Here is a 22,948-nt window from a genome sequence, read left to right on the forward strand (position 1 = left end):
CTCCCCTGACAACACCCCGGCGCACCCTCCGTACCGGCGACTTTCACATGAGTGTCACGCGCCCCTTCCTTGTCGTTTGGTGTCCCTGAAACACTCCTTCCGCGCAGATTCCGTCACGTTCAGGCCATCGCGTACCTCAGGATGAGAGGTCTGTCCTTCATGTCCGAAGTCAACCGGCGCCGCTTCCTCCAACTCGCGGGCGCCACCACGGCCTTCAGTGCGCTGTCCGCCAGCATCCAGCGCGCCGCCGCCCTTCCGGCGAACCACCGCACCGGGTCGATCGAGGACGTCGAGCACATCGTCGTCCTCATGCAGGAGAACCGTTCCTTCGATCACTACTTCGGCACCCTGAGAGGCGTCCGCGGCTTCGGCGACCCCCGCCCGGTCACCCTCGACAACGGCAAACCGGTCTGGCACCAGGAGAAGGACGGCAAGGAGATCCTGCCGTTCCACCCGGACGCCGACGACCTCGGTATGCAGTTCCTGGAGGGTCTGCCGCACTCCTGGCCCGACGGCCACCAGGCCTACCGCGGCGGCAAGTACGACCGGTGGGTGCCCGCCAAGGGCACCACGACCATGGCGTACCTGACCCGCGAGGACATCCCGTTCCACTACGCCCTCGCCGACTCCTTCACCATCTGCGACGCCTACCACTGCTCGTTCATCGGCTCCACCGATCCGAACCGCTACTACATGTGGTCGGGTCACACGGGCAACGACGGCACCGGCGGCGGCCCGGTCCTCGGCAACGACGAACTCGGCTACGGCTGGACGACCTACCCCGAGCGCCTGGAGCAGGCCGGCATCTCCTGGAAGATCTACCAGGACATCGGCGACGGCCTCGACGCGAAGGGCTCCTGGGGCTGGATCCAGGACGCCTACCGCGGCAACTACGGCGACAACTCGCTGCTGTACTTCACAAAGTACCGCGACGCCAAGCCCGGCGACCCCTGGTACGACAAGGCCCGCACCGGCACGGACGCCAAGGCCGGCGACGGCTACTTCGACGTACTGAAGGCGGACGTGAAGGCCGGCACGCTGCCCCAGATCTCCTGGATAGCCGCCCCCGAGGCCTTCTCCGAGCACTCCAACTGGCCGTCGAACTACGGCGCCTGGTACATCGCCCAGGTCCTGGACGCCCTCACCTCCAACCCGGAGGTCTGGTCGAAGACCGCCCTGTTCATCACCTACGACGAGAACGACGGCTTCTTCGACCACGTGGTGCCGCCGCTGCCGCCGAAGGACGCCTCCCGCGGCCTGTCCACCGTCGACGTCTCCCTCGACCTCTTCCCGGGCGACGGCAAGAACACGGCCGGCCCCTACGGACTCGGCCCCCGGGTCCCGATGCTGGTCGTCTCCCCGTGGAGCAAGGGCGGCTACGTCTGCTCCGAGACCCTCGACCACACCTCGATCCTGCGGTTCATGGAGCGCCGCTTCGGGGTGCGCGAGCCCCACATCTCGCCCTGGCGCCGGGCCGTCTGCGGTGACCTGACCGCCGCGTTCGACTTCTCCCGCAAGGACGCCCGCCCGGCCCCGCTGCCCGGCACCGACGGGTACGAGCCGCAGGACCGCGAACGTCACCCCGACTACAAGCCGGTCCCGCCCGCCGACCCCCGCATGCCCCGGCAGGAACGCGGCCTGCGCCGCTCCCGGCCGCTGAAGTACGCCCCGCGCGTGGATGCCGCGGTCGACGCGGCGGCCGGGAAACTCACCCTCACCTTCGCCTCCGGCGCGAAGGCCGGCGCCGCCTTCCACATCACCTCCGGCAACCGCGCCGACGGCCCCTGGATGTACACCACCGAGGCCGGCAAGACGCTCTCGGACACCTGGAACTCGGCGTACTCCGGGGGCTCCTACGACCTGACCGTGCACGGCCCCAACGGGTTCGTGCGGGTCTTCAAGGGCGCGAACAAGACGGCCGGCTGTGAGGTGACCGCCCGCCACGCCGGTGACGACATCGAGCTGACCTTCACCAACAAGGGCTCCGGCACGGCCCGTCTGAAGCTGGCCGACAGCTACGGGGGACGGCCCTCGACCGTCACCGTCCGCCCGGGGGCGACGGTGCGCCGGACCGTGGAACTCGCCGCCGGCCGCCGCTGGTACGACCTGACCGTCACCGCCGAGGGGGACGAGGCGTTCCTGCGGCGGTTCGCGGGGCACGTCGAGAACGGGCAGCCGGGGGTGAGCGACCCGGCGATCATCACCGCGTAGCGGGAGTGAGGTGCCCCGGATCGTGCGGCCGGGGCGCCAGCGCCGGTTCGGCCGTCGCCGAGCCCGGTTCCAGAGCCAGGACGGCGGCCACCGGATGGTCGTCGTCCACCGGGGCGGGCGCGGGTGCCGCCCGGCTGAGCAGTACCACGCCCCAGGACGCCAGAGACGCCCCGGCGAGTGCGAGCAGCGCACCCGCCGGGCCGCCCTGGAGGCGTTCGCCCAGCAGCGACAGGCCGATCACCGCGGCGGCCAGCGGGTTGGCCAGCGTCACCATCGCGAGCGGCCCGCCCAGGCCGCCCCGGTAGGCCGTCTGCGACAGCAGCAGCCCGCCGGCGGCGAAGGCCGCAACGAGCAGGGCCACGGCGACCACCTGGAAGCTCAGCACCGGACCGGACCGGTCCGTCGCGGCCACCGTCACCGTCTGCGTGAGCGCCGAGGCGACCCCGGAGGCCAGGCCCGACGCGGAGGCGTGCCGCAGCCCGGGGCGGGTGCCCGGCCGGGACAGCGCTGCGATGAGGGCCGAGGTGGCGCCCGCCACCGCCAGCGCCTCGGGCACGCTCAGCACGTCGTCCGGTTCCGGACCCGACGCCGTGACCAGGATCGCGCCCAGGCCGAGCAGCGTCAGTGCGGTGCCCTTCCACTCGACGGCGCTCACCCGCCGGCCCGCCAGCCGCGCCCCCATGGGCACCGCCGCGACCAGGGTGAGCGCGCCGAGCGGCTGCACGACGGTCAGCGGACCGTAGCGCAGGGCCACGACGTGCAGCAGTGCGGCCGACGCGTTCAGCCCGACCGACCACCACCAGGCGCCGCTGCCGAGCAGCCGCAGCGTGCCGGCGCCGGGGGAGCGGGACGCGAGCCGCTCCTGGGCGACCGCGGCGGCCGCGTAGGCGACGGCGGAGACGAGGGACAGGGCGACGGCGATCAGCACGGCGTTCATCGGCCCGCTCCCACGAGTGCCTGCTCGTCCCGCTGAGCCGGTACGAGGGTGCCGTGCGCCCGGCAGGCCGTGGCCGCCGTGCGGTGGGGCACGTCGATCACGGCGAGCGCGAGGCCGAGCAGGGCCGCCGCGACGATCGCGTCCAGCCAGTAGTGGTTCGCCGTACCGACGATCACCAGCAGCGTCACCAGCGGATGCGCCAGCCACAGCCACCGCCACCGCGAGCGGGTCGCGACGATGAGTCCGACGGCCACCATCAGCGCCCAGCCGAAGTGCAGCGACGGCATCGCAGCGAACTGGTTGGACAGGGAGTCGGTCGTGGGGTCGCCGTAGACCGAGGGCCCGTACATCCGTGCCGTGTCGACCAGGCCGGTCGCCGCCCGCATGCGCGGCGGGGCGAGCGGGAAGAGCAGGTGCAGCGCCAACGCCGCGGCGGTGACCGCGGCCAGCACCCGGCGGGCCCGGACGTAGTGGGCCGGGCGGCGCAGGTGGAGCCAGATCAGGAAGGCGGCGGTGGCAGGGAAGTGAACGGCCGCGTAGTAGGTGTTCGCGAGGTGCGCCAGGCCGTCGCCGTGCAGCAGCAGCAGCGACTGCACCGCCCCCTCGCCGGGCAGGTGGACCGCTCGCTCGAAGTCCCATACGCGGTGCGCGTTGCGGAAGGCCTCACCGGTATGGCCCGTGGCCAGCTGCCGGCCGAACTTGTAGACGAGGAAGAGCCCTGCGACGAGCAGGAGCTCCCGGACGAGCGGTGGCCGCGCTATCGCGTCGGACCCCGCCGGCGCAGGCTCGGTGCGGGCATTCATCCCCCGGCCCCTTCGGTGACGGTGGTGCTGTTATCGGTACGGGAGCGTACCGATACGCCAGTGTACCGATACGGCCGCGTACCGGTACACTGGCGTATCGATAGACGGAGAACACATCGCGAGCCGGAAATTTCCCGGCCGCCGACGAAAGCCAGGAGCACCGCCCATGACGTCGCAGGCTGCGGACCGGCCCGAGCCGGTCGGTGTCACGCGCCGCTCCAAGATCACGCCCGAGCGTGAGCAGGAGTTCTACGACGCCGTGCTGGAGCAACTCCGTGAGTGCGGCTACGACTCCGTCACCATGGAGGGGATCGCCGCCAGCACCCGGTGCAGCAAGTCCACGCTCTACCGCCAGTGGAAGACCAAGCCCCAGCTCGTGGCGGCGGCGCTGCGCTCGCACCGGCGGACGCGCTGCATCGACACCGGCTCGCTCGCGGACGACCTGCGCGAGGCGGCCCGGGCGGCCGGAGAGCTGTCGGGCCGGGACACCAAGCTCCTCCAGGCGCTCGTGCACGCGGCCCCTCAGGACCCGGAGTTGCTGCGCGCCCTGCGCGAGGCGCTGGTCGAGCCGGAGATCGCCGCGCTGAAGGAGATCATCCGGCGCGGGATCGAGCGGGGGGAGGTGCCCGCCGACCATCCGGCGCTGGAGTACATCCCCGCCCAGATGTTCGGCGTGGTGCGCATCCGGCCCGTGCTGGAGGGCACGTACGCGGACCCGGACTACCTGGTCCGCTTCGTGGAGGCCGCCGTGCTGCCGGCACTGGGCCTGACCTGAGACCCGGGCCGCCGTCCGCCGGATGACCGGACGGTGACCCGACCGCGCCGACCCGTGGGGACGGGGGCGGCGCGCACCCCCCGGCCGGGTGGGGTTCCCCTGTGAGCGGCGGGGGCGCCCCCCCCGGCCGACCGGTGTGTACGGGGCGCCCGCGCTCGCGGTCAGACGTCCTGGCCGTTGCCGCTGCCCGTCGACACCTTGATGCCCTTGGTCATGTCGTCGAGCACGGTCTCCTTCTGGTCCGCGTCGACGCCGAACCGCACGACCACCATCTGCTTGGCGTTGGCGGGGGAGGGGAACGCGAGCGACTCCACGATGCCGTCGGCGCCCTTGCTCGTGACGGCCTTCCAGCGCACGAAGTAGCCCTTCTGCCCGGCCACCGTCACGGCCTTGGAGTCCAGTACGTCGTGGGAGGTGATCCCGCCGTAGGACTTGCTGCCGTAGGACTCCTCGGCGTTCTTCGCGATGTCCGCCTTCGCGATCTCCTCGGCCGTGCCGCCCTTGGCGCCGAGCAGGAGGGCCGGGGCCGAGTAGGCGCCGCCCTTCGTACAGGTGGAGGCGGTGTCGCCGGGGCACTTGTAGGACTCGTCGGACGTCACCTGGGCGCCGGCGTTGGCCTGCTGGCCGTACCAGCCCTTCGGGATCGGCAAGCTGATCCCGCTGACGGCGTCGGTGACCGACCCGCTCCTGACCTTCGGCGGCTGAGACTGCTCGGGCTGCGGGCCCTGCCCACCGGAGCCGCCGCCGTCGCCGCCGGAACCCCCGGACCCGCCCGGCCCGCCGAACGGGCCGCCCTGGCCTCCGGGCGCGCCCGGCCCACCGGGCCCCTGCGAGGAGGGCGAGCCGCCACCGCCGCCGTCGTCGGCCAGCGCGTACACGCCCACGCCGATACTGGCGAGCACGACCACGGCCGCGCCGACGGCAGCACCCAAGCGAAGCCGCCGCCCCTTTCCGCCCTCGGACGCGGCGGGACAGGCGGGGTAGGCCGGATACCCGGCGGCCCCGGGATACGCACCACTGCCGGGCTGTCCCCCGTCTCCCGGATACACACCACTGCCGGGCTGTCCCCCGCCTCCTGGCTGCCCGGCGGCACCTGAAGAGGCGGCGGCCCCGAAGCCCCAGGCGCCCGCGGGCTGGCCGGCGCCACCGGGCTGCCCGGCCCCGCTCGACTGCCCCGCGAATCCCGGACTTTCGGCGGATTCCGGACCTCCGGCTGATCCTGGACCCCCGGACTCGGCCGCCGCCTGCCCGGTTCCATCCGCTTCGGCGGCATTCGGCCGTCCCGTTCCCGGTATCTCGCTCCCGGTCTGCTCACCGGCTCCTGGCGCTCTGGTCCCGGCTGGCGCTCCCGTTCCGGTCGGCTCGACGGCCGTCGGTCGGTCCGGCGGTGCCGTCGGAGTTCCGGCAGGGGGTGCCTGATCCGTCGGTGAGGGGGCGGCGGATGCCGGACCCGTCGGGGGACCCCAGGTCGCGGGCGGCTGCGCAGGGCGGATGCGGTCCGTCCAGGCCTTGCCGTCCCACCAGCGCTCGGTGGCGGGCCCGTCACTTGTCTGTCCGGGATCGGCGTACCACCCGGGAGGAGTCTCCTGCGTCATGCCCCCACCGTATGAGGCGTCGGTGAAAGAGGCATGAGAGGAGTCGGAACCGGCTATTCCAGGAGCAGCCGCGCCGGCTGTCGAGCTGCCCGTGGCGGAAGCCGCAGCCCGTCCCGGCCCGGGGTCACCGACCCCAGCACACTGGGATGCCGGGCCCCCGTGCTCGTCGGGTCCGTGCCCGGCAGGCCGTGCAGGGTCAAAAAGCCCAGCACCGCGAAGGCGTACGCCTCCTTGGCGTCCGACGGCAGACCCAGCTCGTCCGAGGTGCGCAGGGCCACGCCCCGCAGCAGATCCGCGAGCATCGCCATCAGCACCGGGTTGCGCGTCCCGCCGCCCGAGGCGATCACCTCCGTCGCACCCACCGACCCCACGGCGTCCGCCACGGTCCGGGCCGTGAGCATCGTGAGCGTCGCGACGACGTCCTCGGCCGGCAGCGTCCCGAACCCGGCCAGCGCGTCCCGCAGATGACCGAGGTGGAACAACTCCTTGCCCGTCGTCTTCGGCGCGGGCAGCGCGTAGTACGGCTCCTGGAGCAGCCGGTCCAGCAACGGCTCGTGCACCCGGCCCCGCGCGGCCAGCGCCCCGTCCGTGTCGTAGGCCAGCGTCCCGCCGCTGAACCCCCGGGCCGCCGCGTCGGTCAGCGCGCAGCCCGGACCGGTGTCGAAGGCCGTCCCGTCGGGCGCGGTGAGGTTGGCGATCCCGCCGATGTTGAGTGCGACGGGTCTGCCCGGCCGGCCGCGCAGCCACAGCAGATCGACCAGGCTGACCAGCGGTGCGCCCTGCCCGCCGGCGGCGATGTCACGCGGCCGGAAGTCGGCGACCACGGGCAGCCCGGTCGCCTCGGCGATCCACGCCGGCTGCCCCAGCTGGAGCGTGCCGTGCACCTCGGCGCCCGCGACCCAGTGGTAGACGGTCTGGCCGTGCGAGGCGACCAACTCAGCTCGTCCCTTGCACAGTTCGCGGTCGGCCCGGACCGCCGTCGCCGCGAAGGCCCGCCCGATCCCGGTGTCCAGCCGGCACACCTCGTCCAGCGTGGTGGTCCCCGGCGGCAGCGCGGCGGCCAGTGCGTCGCGCAGTTCTCCGTCGTACGGTTCGCTCACGCTGCCGAGCGGCTTCAGCACCAGGCTGTCGCCGACGAGGTCCAGCTCGGCCGCCGCCGCGTCGATCGCGTCGTACGACGTGCCCGACATGAGCCCGATCACCCGCATCCGATCACCTGCATCCGATCACCTGCATCCGACCACCTGCATCCGATCAACCAGCCCTCTCCACCTCCGCTTTCGGCAGCCCGGCCCGCCGCGCGGACGGCAGCGTCAGAAGCGCCGGCACGCTCACCGCGCACGCCGCGGCCGCATAGTACGCGGGGACGTCCACACTGCCCGTCCGCTCGATCGTCTCCGTGATGATGAGCCCGGCACACCCCGAGAACACCGCATTGGACAGCGCGTAGGCGAGCCCGAGACCCGTGTAGCGCACCCGGGTCGGGAACATCTCCGACAGCATCGCGGGCCCCGGCCCCGCCATCAGCCCCACCACCGCACCCGCACCGCACACCGCCGCACCCTTCACGGTGTTCGAAACGCCGGGCTCCTGCAGAAGGTTGAGCAGCGGCACCGCGAGGACCACCACCAGCACCGCCCCCGACACCATCACCGCCCGCCGCCCGAGCCGGTCGCTGAGCAGCCCCGCCGGCACGATCGTCGCCGCGAAACCGAGATTGGCCAGCACGGTCGCCACCAGCGCCTGCTGGAACGTCGCGCCCAGCGAGCTCTGCAGATACGACGGCAGCACGACGAGGAACGTGTACCCCGCCGCGGCCCAGCCCATGATCCGCCCGGCACCCAGAACGACCGCCCGGACCACCTCGCGCGGCGGAGGCGTCCGCTCGGACCGCTCCGCCACGAACGCCGGTGTCTCGTCCAGCCGCAGCCGCAGCCACAGCGCGCCCAGCCCCAGCGGCAACGTCAGCAGGAACGGCAGCCGCCAGCCCCACGCGCCCAGCTGCTCCGCCGTCAGCACCGTGGCGAGCAGCGCCGCCGCACCCGCGCCGCCCAGCAGTCCCAGCGCCACCGTGAACGACTGCCACGACCCGTACAGCCCACGCCGCCCCGGCGGTGCGAACTCCGTCATCACCGACACCGCCCCACCGAACTCCCCACCCGCCGACAGCCCTTGGACCACCCGCAGGAACGTCAGCAGCCAGGGCGCCAGGGCACCCGCCTGCGCGTACGTCGGCAGGGCACCGATCAGCGTCGTCGCCACCGTCATCAGCATGATCACCAGGACCAGCACCGGACGCCGCCCGACGCGGTCGCCGAGTCGGCCGAAGAGCGCCGCTCCGACGGGGCGGAAGAAGAACGCCAGCGCGAAGGACGCGTACGTCTTCACCAGGGCCTCGGCCTCGCTGCCGCCCTCCGGCGTGAAGAACCGCGCCGCGATGATCGTCGCGAAGTAGCCGTAGATGCCGAACTCGTACCACTCGATGAGATTGCCCACCGACCCCGCGACCAGCGCCCGGCGGCCGCTTCGTGTGTCCCGTTGTTGCTGAATGACCGTCACCTCCCGTGACTTTGCGCGTCGTTGACCCCAAGGCGGCTGGTGGCGGGCCCGTCGCGTCGCCGGGCCGCACCCGGTGTCACTCGTCACGGCAAGAGGTGCCCCGACCACCCTCCACTCAGGCAATCGGACGGCTACGCTCGACATCTGTACGTCGTTCGGGCGACTTGGGGAGGTAGCGGGATGACGGAGGTACGGCCCATGGCCGCCGCCTCGGCTTCCCTGTGGGAGCGCGACGAGGAGGTCGCCGCCGTCGCGCGGGCGGTCGACAGCCTGTGCACGGACCGGTCCTCGTCCGGCGCACTGCTGGTCTTCCGCGGCGAGGCAGGACTCGGCAAGACCGCGCTGCTGGCCGAAACCCGTCGCATCGCGGAGGCCCGCGGCTGCACGGTCTGGTCGGCGCGCGGCGGCGAGACCCTCAGGTCGGTCCCCTTCAACGTGGTAAGGCAGTTGCTGCAGCCGGCCCTGGTGTCGATGCTGCCGGAGGAGGCCCGCGAGTACCTCGGCGACTGGTACGACATCGCCGGCCCCGCCCTCGGCATAGCGGAGCCCGGCGACCGGCGGGCCGACCCGCAGGGCGTGTGCGACGGCCTGGTCGCGGCCGTGCGCCGGCTCGCGCGCCGGGACTGGCCGCTGGTGCTGCTGATCGACGACGCCCACTGGGCGGACCAGGAGACCCTGCACTGGCTCGCGGGGCTCGCCGAACGCCTGGACGAGATGTCCGTCCTGGTCGTCGTCGCCCGCCGCGCCGAGGAGATCTCCGGCCCGAGCGCCCGCCACCTCGACACCGTCGCCGCCGCGGCGGACGGCCCCGTCACGACCCTGAGCGCCCTCACCCCGGACGCCACGGCCGGGCTCACCCGCGCCACCCTGGGCCGGCACGCCGACGCCGCGTTCTGCCGCGAGGTCTGGGCCGTCACCGCCGGCAACCCCTACGAGACCGTCGAACTCCTCGCCAAGGTGCAGGACAGCGAGCTCGACCCGGTCGAGGCGCGGGCCGGCGAACTGCGCGAGCTGAACCGCTCGGCCCGCGGCGGCGGCCTCGTCGCCCGCCTGGAGGAACTCGGCATCGACGCCACCCGGTTCGCCTGGGCCGCCGCCATCCTCGGCACCGGCATCTCCGTCGGCCTGGTCGCCAAGCTCGCCACCCTGCGGCCGGACGACGCCCGCCGCTGCGCCGAACTGCTGCGCACCGCCCGCATCCTCACCGCGCCCGACCCCGCGAACGGCCGCAGCACCGACGGCGACCTGGAGTTCGTCCACCCGCTGATCGCGACCGCCGTCTACAACTCCATCCCCGACGCCCTGCGCACCGCCATGCACGGCATCGCCGCCCGGATCGTCGCCGACGAGGGGCACGGCGCCGCGGCCGCCGCCCGCCACCTCCTGGAGGTCCACCCGGACGACGACGAGGAACTCGTCGGGCAGTTGCGCGAGGCCGCCCGCGAACACCTCGCCGTGGGCGCACCCGACGCCGCCCGCCGCTGCCTGGAGCGCGCCCTGAGGGAACCGCCCCGGCCCGACTCCCACCCGCACGTGCTCTACGAACTCGCCGGGGCCACCTTCCTCACCGCGCCGGCCCGCACCATCGGCCATCTGCGGACCGCGCTCGGCATGCCCGGCCTCGACGGCGACCAGCGGGTGGACGCTGTCTTCCGGCTCTCCCAGGCGCTCCTGCACAACGACCAGCTGGAGGAGGCCGTCCGCACGGTCGAGGCGGAGGCCGCCCGGCTCCGGCCCGGACCCGCCCGGATGCGGCTCCAGGCCGCGCACTTCATGTGGGAGGGCCTGCACGCCGGAGAGGCCACCTCACCCGACCGCTCCCAGCGGCTCGCCGACCTCGCGAGCACCTGCACCGGCCGGGACAACTCCGAACGCGCCCTGCTCATCCTGCGCGGCTTCGACGCCCTCATGCACGGCGAGAGCGCCGAGGAGGTCGCCGAGCTGTGCGACCGGGCCCTCGTCAACGGCCGGCTGGCCCCCGGACTCGGCTGGACCGACACCGAGTGGGGCATCGAACTGCTGCTGATGCTGGCCAACGCCTACTGCTTCACCGACCGCCTCGACCGCGCCGAGACCCTCTACAACGAAGCGCTGCGCGCCTACGAGACGGCCGGCTGGAGCGGCGGCCACCTCGCCCTGGCCCACGCCTACGTCGGGATCGGCCACCGCAGGCGGGGCCGGCTGAGGGAGGCCGAGACGTCGCTGCGCGAGGCGCTGCGCCTCGCCGAGCGCGTCGGCCGCGGCCTGCCCCTGTACTGGTCGGCGACGTGCAGCCTGGTCGACACCCTGCTGGCCCGCGGCCATGTCGAGCAGGCCTGGGACGTCGCCGAACGGCACGGCTTCCGCCCGCCCTACCCGTCCACCATCGTGCTGCCGGACCCCCGCTCGGTGCGCGGGCGGCTGCTGCTGGCCGTCGGCCGGACCAAGGACGGCATCAACGAACTGGAGGCGGCGGAGAAGGCCGCGGCGGCCCGGGGTCACCACAACTCCGTGCTCGTCCCCTGGGCGGCCGACCTCGCCCGTGCCCTCAGCGCCGAGGACCCGGCCCGGGCCGCCCGGCTCGCCGTCGACGTCCGCCGCCAGGCGGAGCGCTTCGGCACGGACACGGCGATAGGGGAGGCTCTGCGCTGCGCCGCCGACCTGGAGACCGGTCAGCGCGCGGTCCGGCTCTACGCCCAGGCCGTCACCTACCTGGAGGCCTCGCCCTGCCAGTACGAGTACGCGGCGGCCCGCGTCGAGTTCGGCGTCGCCGCCCGCTCGGTGAGCGACCTCGAGCGCGGCCTGGACCTGGCGATCTCGTGCGGGGCCGACGGACTGGCGGAGCGGGCGCGGGCGGCGCTCACGTCCGGCGGGGGACCGGCGTAGTTCCGGAGCGCGGTCGTGCGCGCGATCACGCGCGCAGTCAGGAGGTGCCGTCCTCCTCCGCCAGCACCCGCTGGGCCGTCGCGAACGCCGAGTTCGCCGCCGGCACCCCGCAGTACACCGCCGTCTGGAGCAGCACCGCGCCGATCTCCTCCGGGGTGAGGCCGTTGCGGCGGGCCGCGCGGACGTGCATGGCCAGTTCGTCGTAGTGGCCGTGCGCGACCAGCGCGGTGAGCGTGATCATGCTGCGCTCGCGGCGCGACAGGGTCGGGTCCGTCCAGATCTCGCCCCAGGCGTAGCGCGAGATGAAGTCCTGGAAGCGCGCCGTTAACGGTGTCTGACGGGCCTGCGCCCGGTCCACGTGCGCGTCGCCGAGCACCTCCCGCCGTACCGCCATGCCCCGCGGAGCCCCCGGACCGAAGTGGGCGCGCAGGGCGGTCAGCACCGCCTCCGGGCACTGCGCGGGCGCCAGGTGAGAGGCGCCCGGAAGCTCCACCAGCGTCGCGCGCGGCACGGCGTCGGCGATCTCCCGAAGATGCGAAGGGGGCGTCGCCGGATCCTCCCGGCCCGCGACCAGCAGGGTCGGTACGGCGATCTGCGCGAGCCGGTCCCGCAGGTCGAACGCGGCGAGCGCGTCACAGCAGGCGGCGTACGCCTCCGGGTCGGCGTCCCGGTGGTCCCGGAGCAGGCGCGGCACGGTGAAGTCACCGGCGAACCAGCGCGCGTCGGCGTTCTCCGCCAGCCCGGCCAGCCCCTCCCGACGCACCAGCGCGGCCCGTTCCTCCCAGGGCCTGGAACCGTTGAAGTGCGCCGACGAACAGATCACGGCGAGCGACGACAGCCGCTGCGGATGGTGCACCGCGAGATGCAGCCCGACGGCCCCGCCCAGCGACACGCCCGCGTACGCGAACCGCTCGATGCCGAGCGAGTCGGCGAGCGCCAGCACCAGCCCGGCGAGGTCGCCGACCGTCGCGCCGGCTTCGATGAGACCGGCCGCCGAACCGCCGTGCCCCGGAAGGTCCCAGCGCACCACCCGGTGACTGATCGACAGCTCGGGCGCCACGGCGTCCCACAGGGCGTACGACGTGCCGAGCGAGGGGCCCAGCAGCAGCGCGGGAGCGGAGGCGGGCCCTTCGGCCTGGTGGTTCAGGAGTGTCAACGTCGCTCCAGAGCACGGTCGGTGAGGGCCCCGGCGGAGCCCGTGTAGTGGGTGGGATCGAGGTCGACGCCCGCCAGCTCCGGTGCCTGCGCGAGCGGTTGCGCCGTGGAGGCCAGCCGGGTGAGGAGCTCCTTGGCGCGGGCGCGGCCCAGCACCGGGGCCAGCTCGGCGGACAGCCGCTCGGAGACGATCAACCCGTGCGTGAGGTCCAGATGTGCGCGCATGGACTCGGGCCTGACCCGCAGTCCCTCCGCCAGTTCGGCGGCGTCCCGGGCGGCCCCGCCGACCAGCCGCAGCAGGTCGCGCAGCGGCTCCCACTCGGCGTGCCAGGCCCCGGCCGGGCGTTCGTCCTCGGCGGCCATGGACCCGTACAGCGTGGCCGCGAGCTGCGGTGCCCGCCGCGCGGCTGAGGCGATCAGCGTGGACCGTACGGGATTGGACTTGTGCGGCATGGCGGACGACCCGCCGCCACTGCCCTCGGCGACCTCGGCGATCTCGGTGCGCGACAGGGTCAGGACGTCCACGGCGAGTTTGCCGAGCGCGCCCGCTGTGAAGGCCAGGCACCCGGCGAGATCGCCGATCGGCGTCCGCAGGGTGTGCCAGGGCAGATCGGGTGCACGCAGGCCGAGTTCGCGGGCGTAGAGCTCCGGCAGCCCGGCCGGATCGCTCGCGCCGTACGCCCCGAAGGCCGCCAGCGTCCCCGCCGCACCGCCGAGTTGGGCCGGAAGCGACTCCCGTACGGCCCGCACCCGGTCCCGTGCGTCGAGCACCAGCGACCGCCATCCGGCCGCCTTCAGGCCGAACGTGGTCGGTACGGCGTGCTGGGTGAGGGTCCGCCCGGGCATCGCCGTGTCCCGGTGCTCGGCGGCCGGCCGGGCGAGGGCCTGTTCGGTGCGGCCGAGGTCGGCGAGGACCGGGTCGAGGGTCCGCGCGGCCACCAGCATCATCGCTGTGTCCATGATGTCCTGGCTGGTCGCGCCCCGGTGGACGTAGGGGCCGTGGGTGTCGCCCACGGCCTTCGTCAGATCGGCGACCAGGGGGATGACGGGGTTGCCGCCCGTGCGCGCCCGCTCGGCGAGGGACCGTACGTCGAAGGCACCGGCGTCCGCCGCTCCGGTCACCGCCGTGGCCGCCTCGGCCGGGGCGAGGCCCGCGGCGGCCTGGGCCCGGGTCAGCGCGGCCTCCGCGTCGAGCAGCGCCTGCAGGAACGCGTCGTCGCCGGTGGCGGAGGCGGCCGCGGAGCCGGACCACCCGGGGGCGAGCAGGCTTGTGTCGCCGGGGTGAGCTGTCACTGGAACTCCAGGAAGACCGTTTCGCCTTCGCCCTGAAGGCGGATGTCGAAACGGTACGTGCCGTCCCCCTCCTCCGCGGCGATCAGCGTGTCGCGGCGGGCGTCCTCCAGCCCGGACAGCAGCGGATCGGCGGCGAGCACCGCCGCGTCGCCCGGCAGATAGATCCGGGTGTACAGGTGCACGAGCAGCCCGCGTGCGAAGACGCACACGCTCAGGTACGGGGCGCTGCGCCCCCGGGCGCCGGGCCGCAGCGTCCGCGCGTACCAGTGGCCGTTCGCGTCGGTCTGGATGCGTCCCCAGCCGGTGAACTCCACGCCGTTGCGCCCGAGGAAGCCGCCCGAGGCCGGGTCGCGCCGCATCGAGCCGTCGGCGGCCGGCAGATTGCCCTCGGGGTCCGGCCCCCACAGTTCGATCAGGGCGTCCGGAAGCGGGGTGCCTTCGCCGTCGGTGACGTAGCCGTGCACGGTGACGGTGTCGGGGTGCCCGAGGGGTGCGATGTCCTCGCCGCCGCGGAAGGGCAGGGCGTGGCCGTAGAACGGGCCGACGGTGTGCGAGGGGGTGGGCAGCACGCTGTCCGGACGGCTGGTGTCGATCTTCGTCATGGCTGGTCAGCGCCCTTCTTCGATCCAGGTGGACTGCGGGCCGTCCAGCACGATGTCCCAGTGGTAGCCCATCGAGAACTCGGGCACCGACAGGCTGTGGTCGTACGTCGCGACCAGCCGCTGCCGGGCCGCGTCGTCCGTCACGGACTGGATGATCGGGTCGTAGGGGAACAGCGGGTCGCTCGGGAAGTACATCTGCGTCACGAGCCGCTGGGTGAACGCCGAGCCGAAGAGCGAGAAGTGGATGTGCGCCGGCCGCCAGGCGTTGACGTGCTGGCGCCAGGGGTACGGGCCCGGCTGGACGGTGGTGAAGCGGTAGTGGCCGTCGGCGTCGGTGAGGGTACGGCCCACGCCGGTGAAGTTGGGGTCCAGCGGGGCGTCGTGCTGCTCGCGCTGGTGGGCGTAGCGGCCCGCCGCGTTGGCCTGCCAGATCTCCACGAGCTGGCCGCGCACCGGCCGTCCGTCGCGGTCGAGCAGCCGCCCGGAGACGGTGATGCGCTCGCCGATCGGCTCGCCGTCGTGCTGCCGGGTGAGGTCGTTGTCGATCTCGGTGATGTCCCGTTCCCCGAACGCGGGGGAGGACAGCTCCACCAGTTCCGGGTCCTTGCTGACGTCGATGGTGACCGGCGGCTGCTTGGGGTGCCGGAGCAGCGAGGACCGGTAGGGCGCGTAGTCGCGCCGCGGCTGGTGCTCGACGGGGCCGCCGTCGGCGAGCCGCTTCTCGTACGCGGCGTGCTTGGCCGCGATCTCCTGGTCGATGTCGTACTGCGTGAGAGTCATGGGAGTCCCTGAGGTCCTTGAGTGTCGTGCCCCGTCAGGGGCGCGGAGCTGGATCGATATGCGGCTCCGCCGCGCGGGCGCGGCCGGCTACGCACGTCCGCAGCCGCATGCAGCGCTCAGCGCTCCAGAACGAGGGCGAGCCCCTGCCCCACCCCGATGCACAGCGTGGCCACGCCCACACCACTGCCACGCCGGGCCAGTTGATGAGCGACCGTGCCGGCCAGCCTGGCCCCGGACGCCCCCAGCGGATGCCCCAACGCGATCGCCCCGCCCTGCGGATTGAGGATCGCGGGATCGAGCTCGGGCCACTCGGCCACACATCCCAGCACCTGCGCCGCGAACGCCTCGTTCAGCTCCAGCACGGACAGATCGCCGAACCCCTTGCCCGCCTTGGCCAGCGCCCGGTTGACCGCCTCCACGGGCGCCAGCCCGAAGTAGTGCGGGTCGGTCGCGGAGACACCGGTGGCGGACACCCGGGCCAGCGGCTCGCGCCCCGTGGCCCTCAGCCCCTCCTCGTCGACGAGGAGCAACGCTGCCGCCCCGTCGTTGAGCGGCGAGGCGTTCCCCGCGGTCACCGTGCCGCCCTCCGTCCGGAACGACGGCTTCAGCCTGGCCATGGCCGCCAGGGAGGCGTCCGGGCGGACGCACTCGTCGGCGGCGAAGAGCACCGGATCGCCCTTGCGCTGCGGGACCGGCACGGATGCCAGCTCGCCGTCGAACAGACCCTCGGACCGAGCCCGGGCGGCCTTCTCATGGCTGCGCAGGGCGAACTCGTCCTGCTGCTCCCGGCCGATCTTGTGCTTGTCCGCGATGAGTTCGGCCGACTCGCCGAGCGGAATCGTCCACTGCGGCTCCATGCGCGGGTTGACCATGCGCCAGCCGAGGGTGGTGGAGTACAGCTCGGTGTGCCCGGCCGGGAAGGGCGTGCCGGACTTGGGCAGCACATACGGTGCCCGGGTCATCGACTCCACGCCGCCGGCCACGGCGATCGAGGCGTCCCCGACGGCGATGGCACGGGCGGCCTGGATCACGGCCTCCAGACCGGACGCGCACAGCCGGTTGACGGTCATGCCCGGCACCGAGGTGGGCAGCCCCGCCAGCAGGGCAGCCATGCGGCCGACGTTGCGGTTCTCCTCTCCGGCGCCGTTGGCGTTGCCGAAGTACACGTCCTCGATGCGCCCCGGGTCCAGGTCCGGGGTGCGGGCGAGCAGTTCGCGGATCGCGTGGGCGCCGAGGTCGTCCGGGCGGACCGAGGCGAGGCCGCCGTTGTAGCGGCCGATCGGCGTGCGGACCGCGTCGACGATGTAGACGTCCTTCACTTCAGGCCCTCCGGCACGGTCAGTTCGGCGGCGGTCCTGGCGACGATCTCGCCGGCGGTCACACCCGGCGCGGTCTCGACCAGGACGAGTCCGTCGTCGGTGACGTCGAGGACACCGAGGTCAGTGATGATCCGGTTCACGCACTCCTTGCCGGTCAGCGGCAGGGCGCACTCGGCGAGGATCTTCGGCGAGCCGTCCTTGGCGGTGTGCGTCATGACGACGACGACCGTGCGGGCGCCGTGCACCAGGTCCATCGCCCCGCCGATGCCGGTGATCAGCTTGCCGGGCACGGCCCAGTTGGCCAGGTCGCCCCGCTCGGACACCTGCATGGCACCGAGTACGGCGACGTCGATGTGCCCGCCCCGGATCATCGAGAACGACAGCGCCGAGTCGAAGAAGGACGCACCCGGCAGGACCGTCACCGTCTCCTTCCCGGCGTTGATCAGATCCGGGTCGACGGCGTCCTCGGTGGGGTAGGGGCCGGTGCCCAGGATGCCGTTCTCCGATTCGAGGACGACTTCGACGCCCTCGGGGAGGTAGTTGGGGATGAGCGTGGGCAGGCCGATGCCGAGGTTGACGTACTGGCCGTCCCTCAGCTCCCGCGCCGCCCGTGCCGCCATCTCCTCGCGCGTCCAGGCCATCAGGACCTCACCGTCCGCTGCTCGATCTTCTTGTCCGCCGCCTGCTCCGGAGTGAGTGCGAGCACCCGCTGCACGAAGATGCCCGGCAGGTGCACCGCGTCCGGGTCGATCTCGCCGGGCTCCACCAGCTCCTCCACCTCGGCGATCGTGACCCGCCCGGCCATCGCGGCCAGCGGGTTGAAGTTCCGGGAGGACTTGTTGAAGACCAGGTTGCCGTGCCGGTCGCCCTTCCAGGCCCGGACCAGGGCGACGTCGGTGCGGATGCCCCGCTCCAGCACGTACTCGGTGCCGTCGAACTCCCGGACCTCCTTGGGCGGTGAGGCGAGGGCGACCCCGCCCTCACCGTCGTAGCGCCAGGGCAGTCCGCCGTCGGCGACCTGGGTTCCGACGCCGGCCGGGGTGTAGAAGGCGGGGATCCCGGCGCCGCCGGCCCGCAGCCGCTCGGCCAGCGTGCCCTGCGGGATCAGCTCGACCTCCAGCTCCCCGGCCAGGTACTGCCGGGCGAACTCCTTGTTGGCGCCGATGTAGGAACCCGTGACCCGGGCGATCCGGCCGGCGGCCAGCAGCACCGCCAGGCCCGACTCCATCGCACCGCAGTTGTTGGAGACCACCGACAGCCCGGCCACGCCGCGCTCGTACAGCGCCTCGATCAGCACGTTCGGCACACCGCTCAGCCCGAATCCGCCCACCGCGAGCGACGCGCCGTCCGGCACGTCGGCCACCGCCTCCAGGGCTGTGGCGACCACCTTGTCCATCCGAGAAGCCCCATCTCTTCCGAGCGACCCGACCGAATTAATCAGGGCACTGAGTATTTCTGCAAGCCGTCCCTCACGCTGCCACTGGCGCGGGCGGGCGTCAAGACCTGGGTAAATACGGCGGCAATCCTTTGCGAAGGCGGCAGACAGCGCCCGGCGGGTTGAGTATTGTTCAGTGCACCGACGAAAACGACCGAGGGGTGCACATGGCGGCCGCGGACCTCACCACCCACCCCGGGCACCTGGCCCGGCGGCTCCAGCAGGCGCACTACCTGCTGTGGAACGCGATGGTCTCCGAGGAGATCACCTCGCCCCAGTTCGCCGTCCTCAACACCCTCGTCGCCGAGCCCGGCCTGGACCAGCGCACGGTGGGGGAGCGGGTGGGGCTCGACCGGTCCACCATCGCCGAGGTGATCAGCCGGCTGAGCCGGCGCGGACTGCTCGACAAGGTCCGCGATCCCCACGACGGGCGCCGCTCCCTGCTGCACCTCACGGACGAGGGAGCGCGCACGCATCGCAAGCTGACCGTGCGCACCGCCCGGATGAACCAGGTCTTCCTCGCCCCGCTGACCGCCGACGAGCGGACGGTCTTCTTCGACCTCATCCGGCGGGTCGCGGACGCCGCCGAGGGGCTCCGCAATCCGGAGGAGCCCCTGGTGGCGCCCCACTGACGGCCCCGCCCGGGTGGGCCGGGCGGAAGGCGACCGGTCAGGACCGGGCGGAAGGCGACCGGTCAGGGCCGGGCGGAATGCGACCGGTCAGGGCCGGGCGGAAGGGGAGTCGGTAAAGGCCGGGCGGAACGTGAGCCGGTCAGGCCGGGCGGAACGTGAGCCGGTCAGGCCGGGCGGAACGTGAGCCGGTCAGGCCGGGCGGAACGTGAGCCGGTCAGGCCGGGCGAAAGGCGGGTCCGTCAGGGCGTCTTGGCGAACACCACCCACACCTGGCCCTTCGCGAAGTTCACCGGCGCGCCGTCGCCGTTGGTGAACGTCGTGCCGTCCGCCGCCTTCTCCCGCTTCCAGTGCACGTCCCAGGCCCGCCCGTCGCGCAGCACCGTCGCCTTCCCCGAGCCGACCGTCTCGGTGTACGGCGTGTTGTTGCCGAGGAAGTCCCGGAAGGCGGACTCGCGCACCTTCACGTACTGCACGACGACCGTCGCGGCCGCCATCCGCTCACCGTCGGCCGTCGTCGCGGGCGTCCCGTCCATGCCGACCAGCCAGCGGTCGCGGGAGTCCGACCAGGTGAAGGTGAAACCGGACGCCGGGTAGCGCACCGTCCGGGACGCCGTGGCCGTACCGCCCGCGGGCGCCGGTCCATAGCGGAAGCCGGTGGTCAGGGCCGCTTCCCCAGGGGCCTCGGGCACGATCCGCTCGGGGCGCAGATAGAGGTTGTGCGGGGCGGGTCTGCCGGAGTCGCGGAAGAAGGCGTCGGCGGCGTTGCCCGGCGTCTGAGCCCGCAGCGGCGCCTTGTCGATCAGCGGCAGGAGCTTCTTCTGTGCGCCGGAGAAGGCCAGGGTGGGCCGGTCGAACTGGCGCAGCAGCTCCAGATCCGACTCGCGTGCGCTGCGCACCGGCCCGACGGTCTTCGGCAGCCGGGTCGCGTACACGGCCATCAGCCGGCTCAGCCCGCCCTCGACCTGCTCCGCGTAGACCACGTCCGCGGCGTCGACGCCCGTGTGCGGGCGGGCCGGGGTGGCGTTGTCGATCTTGACGACGAGCGGGCCGGGGCCCCTCGCCGACGGCGTTTCCCTCTGCCCCGATTCCTTCGGCGACCCCCGTCCGTCGTCGCCCGGGCCGCCGCCCCCGCTCGTGCAGCCCGCCGTCAGGGCGGCCGTCACCGTGGCGGCCAGCAGCGCCGCCGTCGTCGCGGCGCGCCGTCCGCGCGCCCCTCGTCCCATGCCCACCGTCGCCACCGCGCCTCATGTCATCGATCTGACTTGATTGTGCGCTTATCTGAACATTGATGGCCACAGACGACTGTTCTTGACGAGGAAGTGTCTCCGCCGCGTCCGTCGATCGGCGCAAGATTCAGCGCGGCGCGGTCCGGGTACCCGGACCGCGCCGTACGACCGACGCGCACGCTACGGAGGGAGCGCGAGGCGATGAGGGCAGTGACCTGGCAGGGCAAGCGGGACGTACGGGTGGAGAACGTGCCCGATCCGACCGTCCAGGAGCCGACGGACGCGGTCATCCGCATCACCTCCACCGGGTTGTGCGGATCCGACCTGCACTTGTACGAAGTGCTCACCCCGTTCATGACGCCCGGCGACATCCTCGGCCACGAACCCATGGGGATCGTCGAGGAGGTCGGCGCCGGTGTCCCGGACCTCCAGGTGGGGGACCGGGTCGTGGTGCCGTTCCAGATCGCCTGCGGCAACTGCTGGATGTGCCTCACCGGCCTGCCCACCCAGTGCGAGACCACCCAGGTGCACGGCGAGGGCATGGGCGCCGCCCTGTTCGGCTACACCCGCCTGTACGGCGCGGTGCCGGGCGCCCAGGCCGAGTACCTGCGCGTTCCCCAGGCGCAGTTCGGCCCGATCAAGGTCCCCGAGGGCCCGCCCGACGATCGGTTCGTCTACCTCTCCGACGTCCTGCCCACCGCCTGGCAGGCCGTCGCCTACGCCGACGTCCCGAAGGGCGGCAGTGTCGCCGTGCTCGGTCTCGGCCCCATAGGCGACATGGCCTGCCGCGTCGCCCAGGTGCAGGGCGCCGACCGGGTGTTCGGTGTGGACCTGGTCCCCGAGCGGCTGCGCCGGGCGAAGGCACGGGGCGTGGAGACGTTCGACCTGAGGTCCTTCGACAACGAGAAGGAACTCGTCGCCGCGATCCAGGACCGGACCGACGGCCGCGGCCCCGACGCCGTGATCGACGCCGTCGGCACCGAGGCCCACGGCAGCGCGGCCGCGCGCATGGTGCAGAACGCCGCTTCGATCCTGCCCCGCAAGATCGGCGCACCGATCGCCGAGCGCTTCAGCGTCGACCGTCTCGCCGCGCTCTACACCGCCATCGACCTGGTGCGCCGCGGCGGCACCATCTCGCTGTCCGGCGTCTACGGCGGCATGGCGGACCCGCTGCCGCTGCTCACGCTGTTCGACAAGCAGATCCAGATCCGGATGGGCCAGGCCAACGTCCGCCGCTGGAGCGACGACATCATCCCGTACCTGACCGACGAGGACCCCCTCGGCGTGGAGGACTTCGCCACCCACCGGGTGCCGCTCTCGGAGGCCCCGCACGCGTACGAGATGTTCCAGCGCAAGGATGACGGCGCGGTCAAGATCCTGATGCAGCCCTGACGGACGGCGCGGCCTAGACACCGAGGATCTCCGCCAGGTCGTAGCGGACCGGCTCCTCCAGTTGCGCGTACGTGCAGCTCTCGGGGGTCCGGTCCGGGCGCCAGCGGCGGAAGCGGGCCGTGTGCCGGAAGCGCTGCCCGTTCTCCATGTGGTCGTACGCCACCTCGGCCACCCGCTCCGGCCTGAGCGGCACCCACGACAGGTCCTTGCGGCCCGACCAGCGGCTCGGCGCCCCCGGCAGCCGGGCCTTCTCGTGCGCGGCCTCCTCTGCCCAGGCCGCCCACGGATGCTCCGACACGTCGTCCATCCGCAGCGGCTCCAGCTCCTGGACCAGCTCGGCGCGCCGCTTCATCGTGAAGGCGGCGGAGACACCCACGTGCTGGAGGGTCCCGCGGTCGTCGTACAGACCGAGCAGCAGTGAACCGACGACCGGGCCGCTCTTGTGCAGGCGGTACCCGGCGACCACGACGTCCGCCGTCCGCTCGTGCTTGATCTTGAACATGGCGCGTTCGTCCGGCCGGTAGCGCACGGTCAGCGGCTTGGCGATGACCCCGTCCAGTCCCGCCCCCTCGTACTCCTCGAACCACTGCCGCGCCACCTCGATGTCGGTGGTCGCCGGCGCCAGGTGCACCGGCGCCCGCACCCCGGACAGCGCCCCGGCCAGCCGCTCCCGCCGCTCGGTCAGCGGCGCGTTCATCAGCGACTCGTCCCCCAGCGCCAGCACATCGAACACGACGAGCGAGGCCGGGGTCCGCTCGGCCAGCATCCGCACCCGCGAGTCCGCGGGGTGGATCCGCTCCGTCAGCGCGTCGAAGTCCAGATGCCCCTCGCGCGCGATCACGATCTCCCCGTCCACCACGCACCGCTCGGGCAGCCGCTCCCGCACGGCCGTCACGAGCTCGGGAAAGTACCTGGTCAGAGGCTTCCCGGTGCGGCTCCCCAGCTCGACCTCGTCCCCGTCCCGGAACACGATCGCCCGAAACCCGTCCCACTTCGCCTCGTACTGCATACCCGCGGGGATCGCCGCCACCGACTTGGCGAGCATCGGCAGGACAGGGGGCATCACCGGCAGATCCATGGATCGACTCTACGAGTCGTCCATGGTGTCCGCCTGTTATGCGTGACGTCCGCAAAAGCCCATGTCACCTGCGGATTCGGCGCCGCATCGGAGTAGGTGCGTGAGACGAATGCCGCCCGGAGCAGGTCGAGCGGCTCGCCGATGCTCTCGCCGAGTCGGCCGACCAACTGCGCGCCCTCGGCCGTGAGCTCGCTGCGGTCCTCGCCAGAGGTGACCCAGTGCGCCGCGGCCCCGTGCGCCGCCCGACCGAGGTCGCCGCCCTGCGCGCCGCGGCCCGGTCCGCCCGGCCTC

General features: G+C 73.0%; 19 protein-coding genes and 1 pseudogene. 5 read left to right on the forward strand and 15 right to left on the reverse strand.

The genetic code is table 11. The features are described from left to right. Window positions 1–159: 159 nt before the first annotated feature. A complete protein-coding gene (locus IGS69_RS29790) occupies window positions 160–2,211 on the forward strand; it encodes a phosphocholine-specific phospholipase C (protein ID WP_190903555.1) in 2,052 nt (683 codons plus the stop codon). On the opposite strand, the gene IGS69_RS29795 is transcribed toward IGS69_RS29790, so the two are convergent. Together IGS69_RS29795 and IGS69_RS29800 are read right to left on the reverse strand one after the other, a co-directional pair. After that, complete coding sequence (locus tag IGS69_RS29795) at window positions 2,201–3,148, reverse strand: DMT family protein (protein WP_190903556.1); 948 nt, start codon at window positions 3,146–3,148, stop codon at window positions 2,201–2,203. The genes IGS69_RS29790 and IGS69_RS29795 overlap by 11 nt on opposite strands. Further along, entirely contained in the window at window positions 3,145–3,951 is an 807-nt protein-coding gene (locus IGS69_RS29800) for a phosphatase PAP2 family protein (protein WP_190903557.1), read from the reverse strand. Before IGS69_RS29800 ends, IGS69_RS29795 begins: the two co-directional genes overlap by 4 nt. A gap of 166 nt (window positions 3,952–4,117) precedes the next feature. Here IGS69_RS29800 and IGS69_RS29805 point away from each other — a divergent pair, with 166 nt between their 5' ends. Next, entirely contained in the window at window positions 4,118–4,726 is a 609-nt protein-coding gene (locus IGS69_RS29805) for a TetR/AcrR family transcriptional regulator (RefSeq protein ID WP_190903558.1), read from the forward strand. Window positions 4,727–4,887: 161 nt separating this feature from the next. On the opposite strand, the gene IGS69_RS29810 is transcribed toward IGS69_RS29805, so the two are convergent. The 4 genes and pseudogenes from IGS69_RS29810 to IGS69_RS29825 all read right to left on the reverse strand — a co-directional run bounded on the left by IGS69_RS29810 (window position 4,888) and on the right by IGS69_RS29825 (window position 8,880). Beyond that, window positions 4,888–6,021 (reverse strand): hypothetical protein, encoded by a 1,134-nt coding sequence (locus IGS69_RS29810; protein ID WP_385864727.1) that lies wholly within the window; start codon window positions 6,019–6,021, stop codon window positions 4,888–4,890. A 219-nt stretch (window positions 6,022–6,240) separates the two neighbouring features. Further along, window positions 6,241–6,321, reverse strand: a pseudogene (locus tag IGS69_RS34830) (DUF2510 domain-containing protein); the annotation flags it as partial. A gap of 53 nt (window positions 6,322–6,374) precedes the next feature. Beyond that, on the reverse strand, window positions 6,375–7,529 hold the full coding sequence (locus IGS69_RS29820) for an anhydro-N-acetylmuramic acid kinase (RefSeq protein ID WP_190903559.1): 1,155 nt from the start codon (window positions 7,527–7,529) through the stop codon (window positions 6,375–6,377). Window positions 7,530–7,575: 46 nt separating this feature from the next. Next, the gene (locus IGS69_RS29825; RefSeq protein WP_190903560.1) at window positions 7,576–8,880 is read right to left on the reverse strand and encodes an MFS transporter; all 1,305 of its coding nucleotides are present in this window, start codon (window positions 8,878–8,880) and stop codon (window positions 7,576–7,578) included. 180 nt (window positions 8,881–9,060) lie between these two features. Here IGS69_RS29825 and IGS69_RS29830 point away from each other — a divergent pair, with 180 nt between their 5' ends. Next, a complete protein-coding gene (locus IGS69_RS29830; protein WP_190903561.1) occupies window positions 9,061–11,745 on the forward strand; it encodes an ATP-binding protein in 2,685 nt (894 codons plus the stop codon). Window positions 11,746–11,782: 37 nt separating this feature from the next. On the opposite strand, the gene pcaDC is transcribed toward IGS69_RS29830, so the two are convergent. The 7 genes from pcaDC to IGS69_RS29865 all read right to left on the reverse strand — a co-directional run bounded on the left by pcaDC (window position 11,783) and on the right by IGS69_RS29865 (window position 18,290). Beyond that, window positions 11,783–12,901 (reverse strand): bifunctional 3-oxoadipate enol-lactonase/4-carboxymuconolactone decarboxylase PcaDC, encoded by a 1,119-nt coding sequence (pcaDC, locus tag IGS69_RS29835; RefSeq protein ID WP_190903562.1) that lies wholly within the window; start codon window positions 12,899–12,901, stop codon window positions 11,783–11,785. Beyond that, window positions 12,898–14,193 carry a 3-carboxy-cis,cis-muconate cycloisomerase gene (gene pcaB, locus IGS69_RS29840; protein ID WP_190903563.1) on the reverse strand — a complete coding sequence of 432 codons (1,296 nt, stop codon included), beginning with the start codon at window positions 14,191–14,193 and terminating at the stop codon, window positions 12,898–12,900. The genes pcaDC and pcaB overlap by 4 nt, the downstream gene beginning before the upstream one ends. Next, window positions 14,190–14,795 (reverse strand): protocatechuate 3,4-dioxygenase subunit alpha, encoded by a 606-nt coding sequence (gene pcaG, locus IGS69_RS29845; RefSeq protein ID WP_190903564.1) that lies wholly within the window; start codon window positions 14,793–14,795, stop codon window positions 14,190–14,192. Before pcaG ends, pcaB begins: the two co-directional genes overlap by 4 nt. A 6-nt stretch (window positions 14,796–14,801) precedes the next feature. Next, window positions 14,802–15,575, reverse strand: coding sequence for a protocatechuate 3,4-dioxygenase subunit beta (pcaH, locus tag IGS69_RS29850; RefSeq protein WP_190903565.1), 774 nt, complete (start codon window positions 15,573–15,575; stop codon window positions 14,802–14,804). Window positions 15,576–15,691: 116 nt separating this feature from the next. Then, entirely contained in the window at window positions 15,692–16,894 is a 1,203-nt protein-coding gene (locus tag IGS69_RS29855; RefSeq protein WP_190903566.1) for a thiolase family protein, read from the reverse strand. Beyond that, window positions 16,891–17,535: a CoA transferase subunit B gene (locus tag IGS69_RS29860; protein ID WP_190903567.1), complete on the reverse strand. Its 645-nt coding sequence runs from the start codon at window positions 17,533–17,535 to the stop codon at window positions 16,891–16,893. Before IGS69_RS29860 ends, IGS69_RS29855 begins: the two co-directional genes overlap by 4 nt. Beyond that, a complete protein-coding gene (locus IGS69_RS29865; protein ID WP_190903568.1) occupies window positions 17,535–18,290 on the reverse strand; it encodes a CoA transferase subunit A in 756 nt (251 codons plus the stop codon). The genes IGS69_RS29860 and IGS69_RS29865 overlap by 1 nt, the downstream gene beginning before the upstream one ends. 206 nt (window positions 18,291–18,496) lie before the next feature. On the opposite strand from IGS69_RS29865, the gene IGS69_RS29870 reads away from it, so the two are divergent. Beyond that, window positions 18,497–18,961 (forward strand): MarR family winged helix-turn-helix transcriptional regulator, encoded by a 465-nt coding sequence (locus tag IGS69_RS29870; RefSeq protein WP_190903569.1) that lies wholly within the window; start codon window positions 18,497–18,499, stop codon window positions 18,959–18,961. A 239-nt stretch (window positions 18,962–19,200) separates the two neighbouring features. Here IGS69_RS29870 and IGS69_RS29875 read toward each other — a convergent pair whose 3' ends face one another. Continuing rightward, window positions 19,201–20,184 carry a DUF3048 domain-containing protein gene (locus IGS69_RS29875; protein ID WP_190903570.1) on the reverse strand — a complete coding sequence of 328 codons (984 nt, stop codon included), beginning with the start codon at window positions 20,182–20,184 and terminating at the stop codon, window positions 19,201–19,203. 204 nt (window positions 20,185–20,388) lie between these two features. Between IGS69_RS29875 and IGS69_RS29880 the strand changes: the two genes are divergently transcribed. Continuing rightward, the gene (locus IGS69_RS29880; RefSeq protein ID WP_190903571.1) at window positions 20,389–21,579 is read left to right on the forward strand and encodes a zinc-dependent alcohol dehydrogenase; all 1,191 of its coding nucleotides are present in this window, start codon (window positions 20,389–20,391) and stop codon (window positions 21,577–21,579) included. Window positions 21,580–21,592: 13 nt separating this feature from the next. Here IGS69_RS29880 and IGS69_RS29885 read toward each other — a convergent pair whose 3' ends face one another. After that, the gene (locus IGS69_RS29885; protein WP_190903572.1) at window positions 21,593–22,657 is read right to left on the reverse strand and encodes an ATP-dependent DNA ligase; all 1,065 of its coding nucleotides are present in this window, start codon (window positions 22,655–22,657) and stop codon (window positions 21,593–21,595) included. Between the last annotated feature and the right edge of the window lie 291 nt (window positions 22,658–22,948).

Origin of the sequence: Streptomyces tuirus (assembly GCF_014701095.1) — a bacterium.
GTDB classification, from domain to species: domain Bacteria; phylum Actinomycetota; class Actinomycetes; order Streptomycetales; family Streptomycetaceae; genus Streptomyces; species Streptomyces tuirus.

Coding starts and splice junctions, on each gene's coding strand:
- IGS69_RS29790 (WP_190903555.1), top strand. CDS start 160: ATGTCCGAAGTCAACCGGCGCCGCTTCCTCCAACTCGCGGGCGCCACC.
- IGS69_RS29795 (WP_190903556.1), bottom strand. CDS start 3,148: ATGAACGCCGTGCTGATCGCCGTCGCCCTGTCCCTCGTCTCCGCCGTC.
- IGS69_RS29800 (WP_190903557.1), bottom strand. CDS start 3,951: ATGAATGCCCGCACCGAGCCTGCGCCGGCGGGGTCCGACGCGATAGCG.
- IGS69_RS29805 (WP_190903558.1), top strand. CDS start 4,118: ATGACGTCGCAGGCTGCGGACCGGCCCGAGCCGGTCGGTGTCACGCGC.
- IGS69_RS29820 (WP_190903559.1), bottom strand. CDS start 7,529: ATGCGGGTGATCGGGCTCATGTCGGGCACGTCGTACGACGCGATCGAC.
- IGS69_RS29830 (WP_190903561.1), top strand. CDS start 9,061: ATGACGGAGGTACGGCCCATGGCCGCCGCCTCGGCTTCCCTGTGGGAG.
- pcaG (WP_190903564.1), bottom strand. CDS start 14,795: ATGACGAAGATCGACACCAGCCGTCCGGACAGCGTGCTGCCCACCCCC.
- pcaH (WP_190903565.1), bottom strand. CDS start 15,575: ATGACTCTCACGCAGTACGACATCGACCAGGAGATCGCGGCCAAGCAC.
- IGS69_RS29860 (WP_190903567.1), bottom strand. CDS start 17,535: ATGGCCTGGACGCGCGAGGAGATGGCGGCACGGGCGGCGCGGGAGCTG.
- IGS69_RS29865 (WP_190903568.1), bottom strand. CDS start 18,290: ATGGACAAGGTGGTCGCCACAGCCCTGGAGGCGGTGGCCGACGTGCCG.
- IGS69_RS29870 (WP_190903569.1), top strand. CDS start 18,497: ATGGCGGCCGCGGACCTCACCACCCACCCCGGGCACCTGGCCCGGCGG.
- IGS69_RS29875 (WP_190903570.1), bottom strand. CDS start 20,184: ATGGGACGAGGGGCGCGCGGACGGCGCGCCGCGACGACGGCGGCGCTG.
- IGS69_RS29880 (WP_190903571.1), top strand. CDS start 20,389: ATGAGGGCAGTGACCTGGCAGGGCAAGCGGGACGTACGGGTGGAGAAC.
- IGS69_RS29885 (WP_190903572.1), bottom strand. CDS start 22,657: ATGGATCTGCCGGTGATGCCCCCTGTCCTGCCGATGCTCGCCAAGTCG.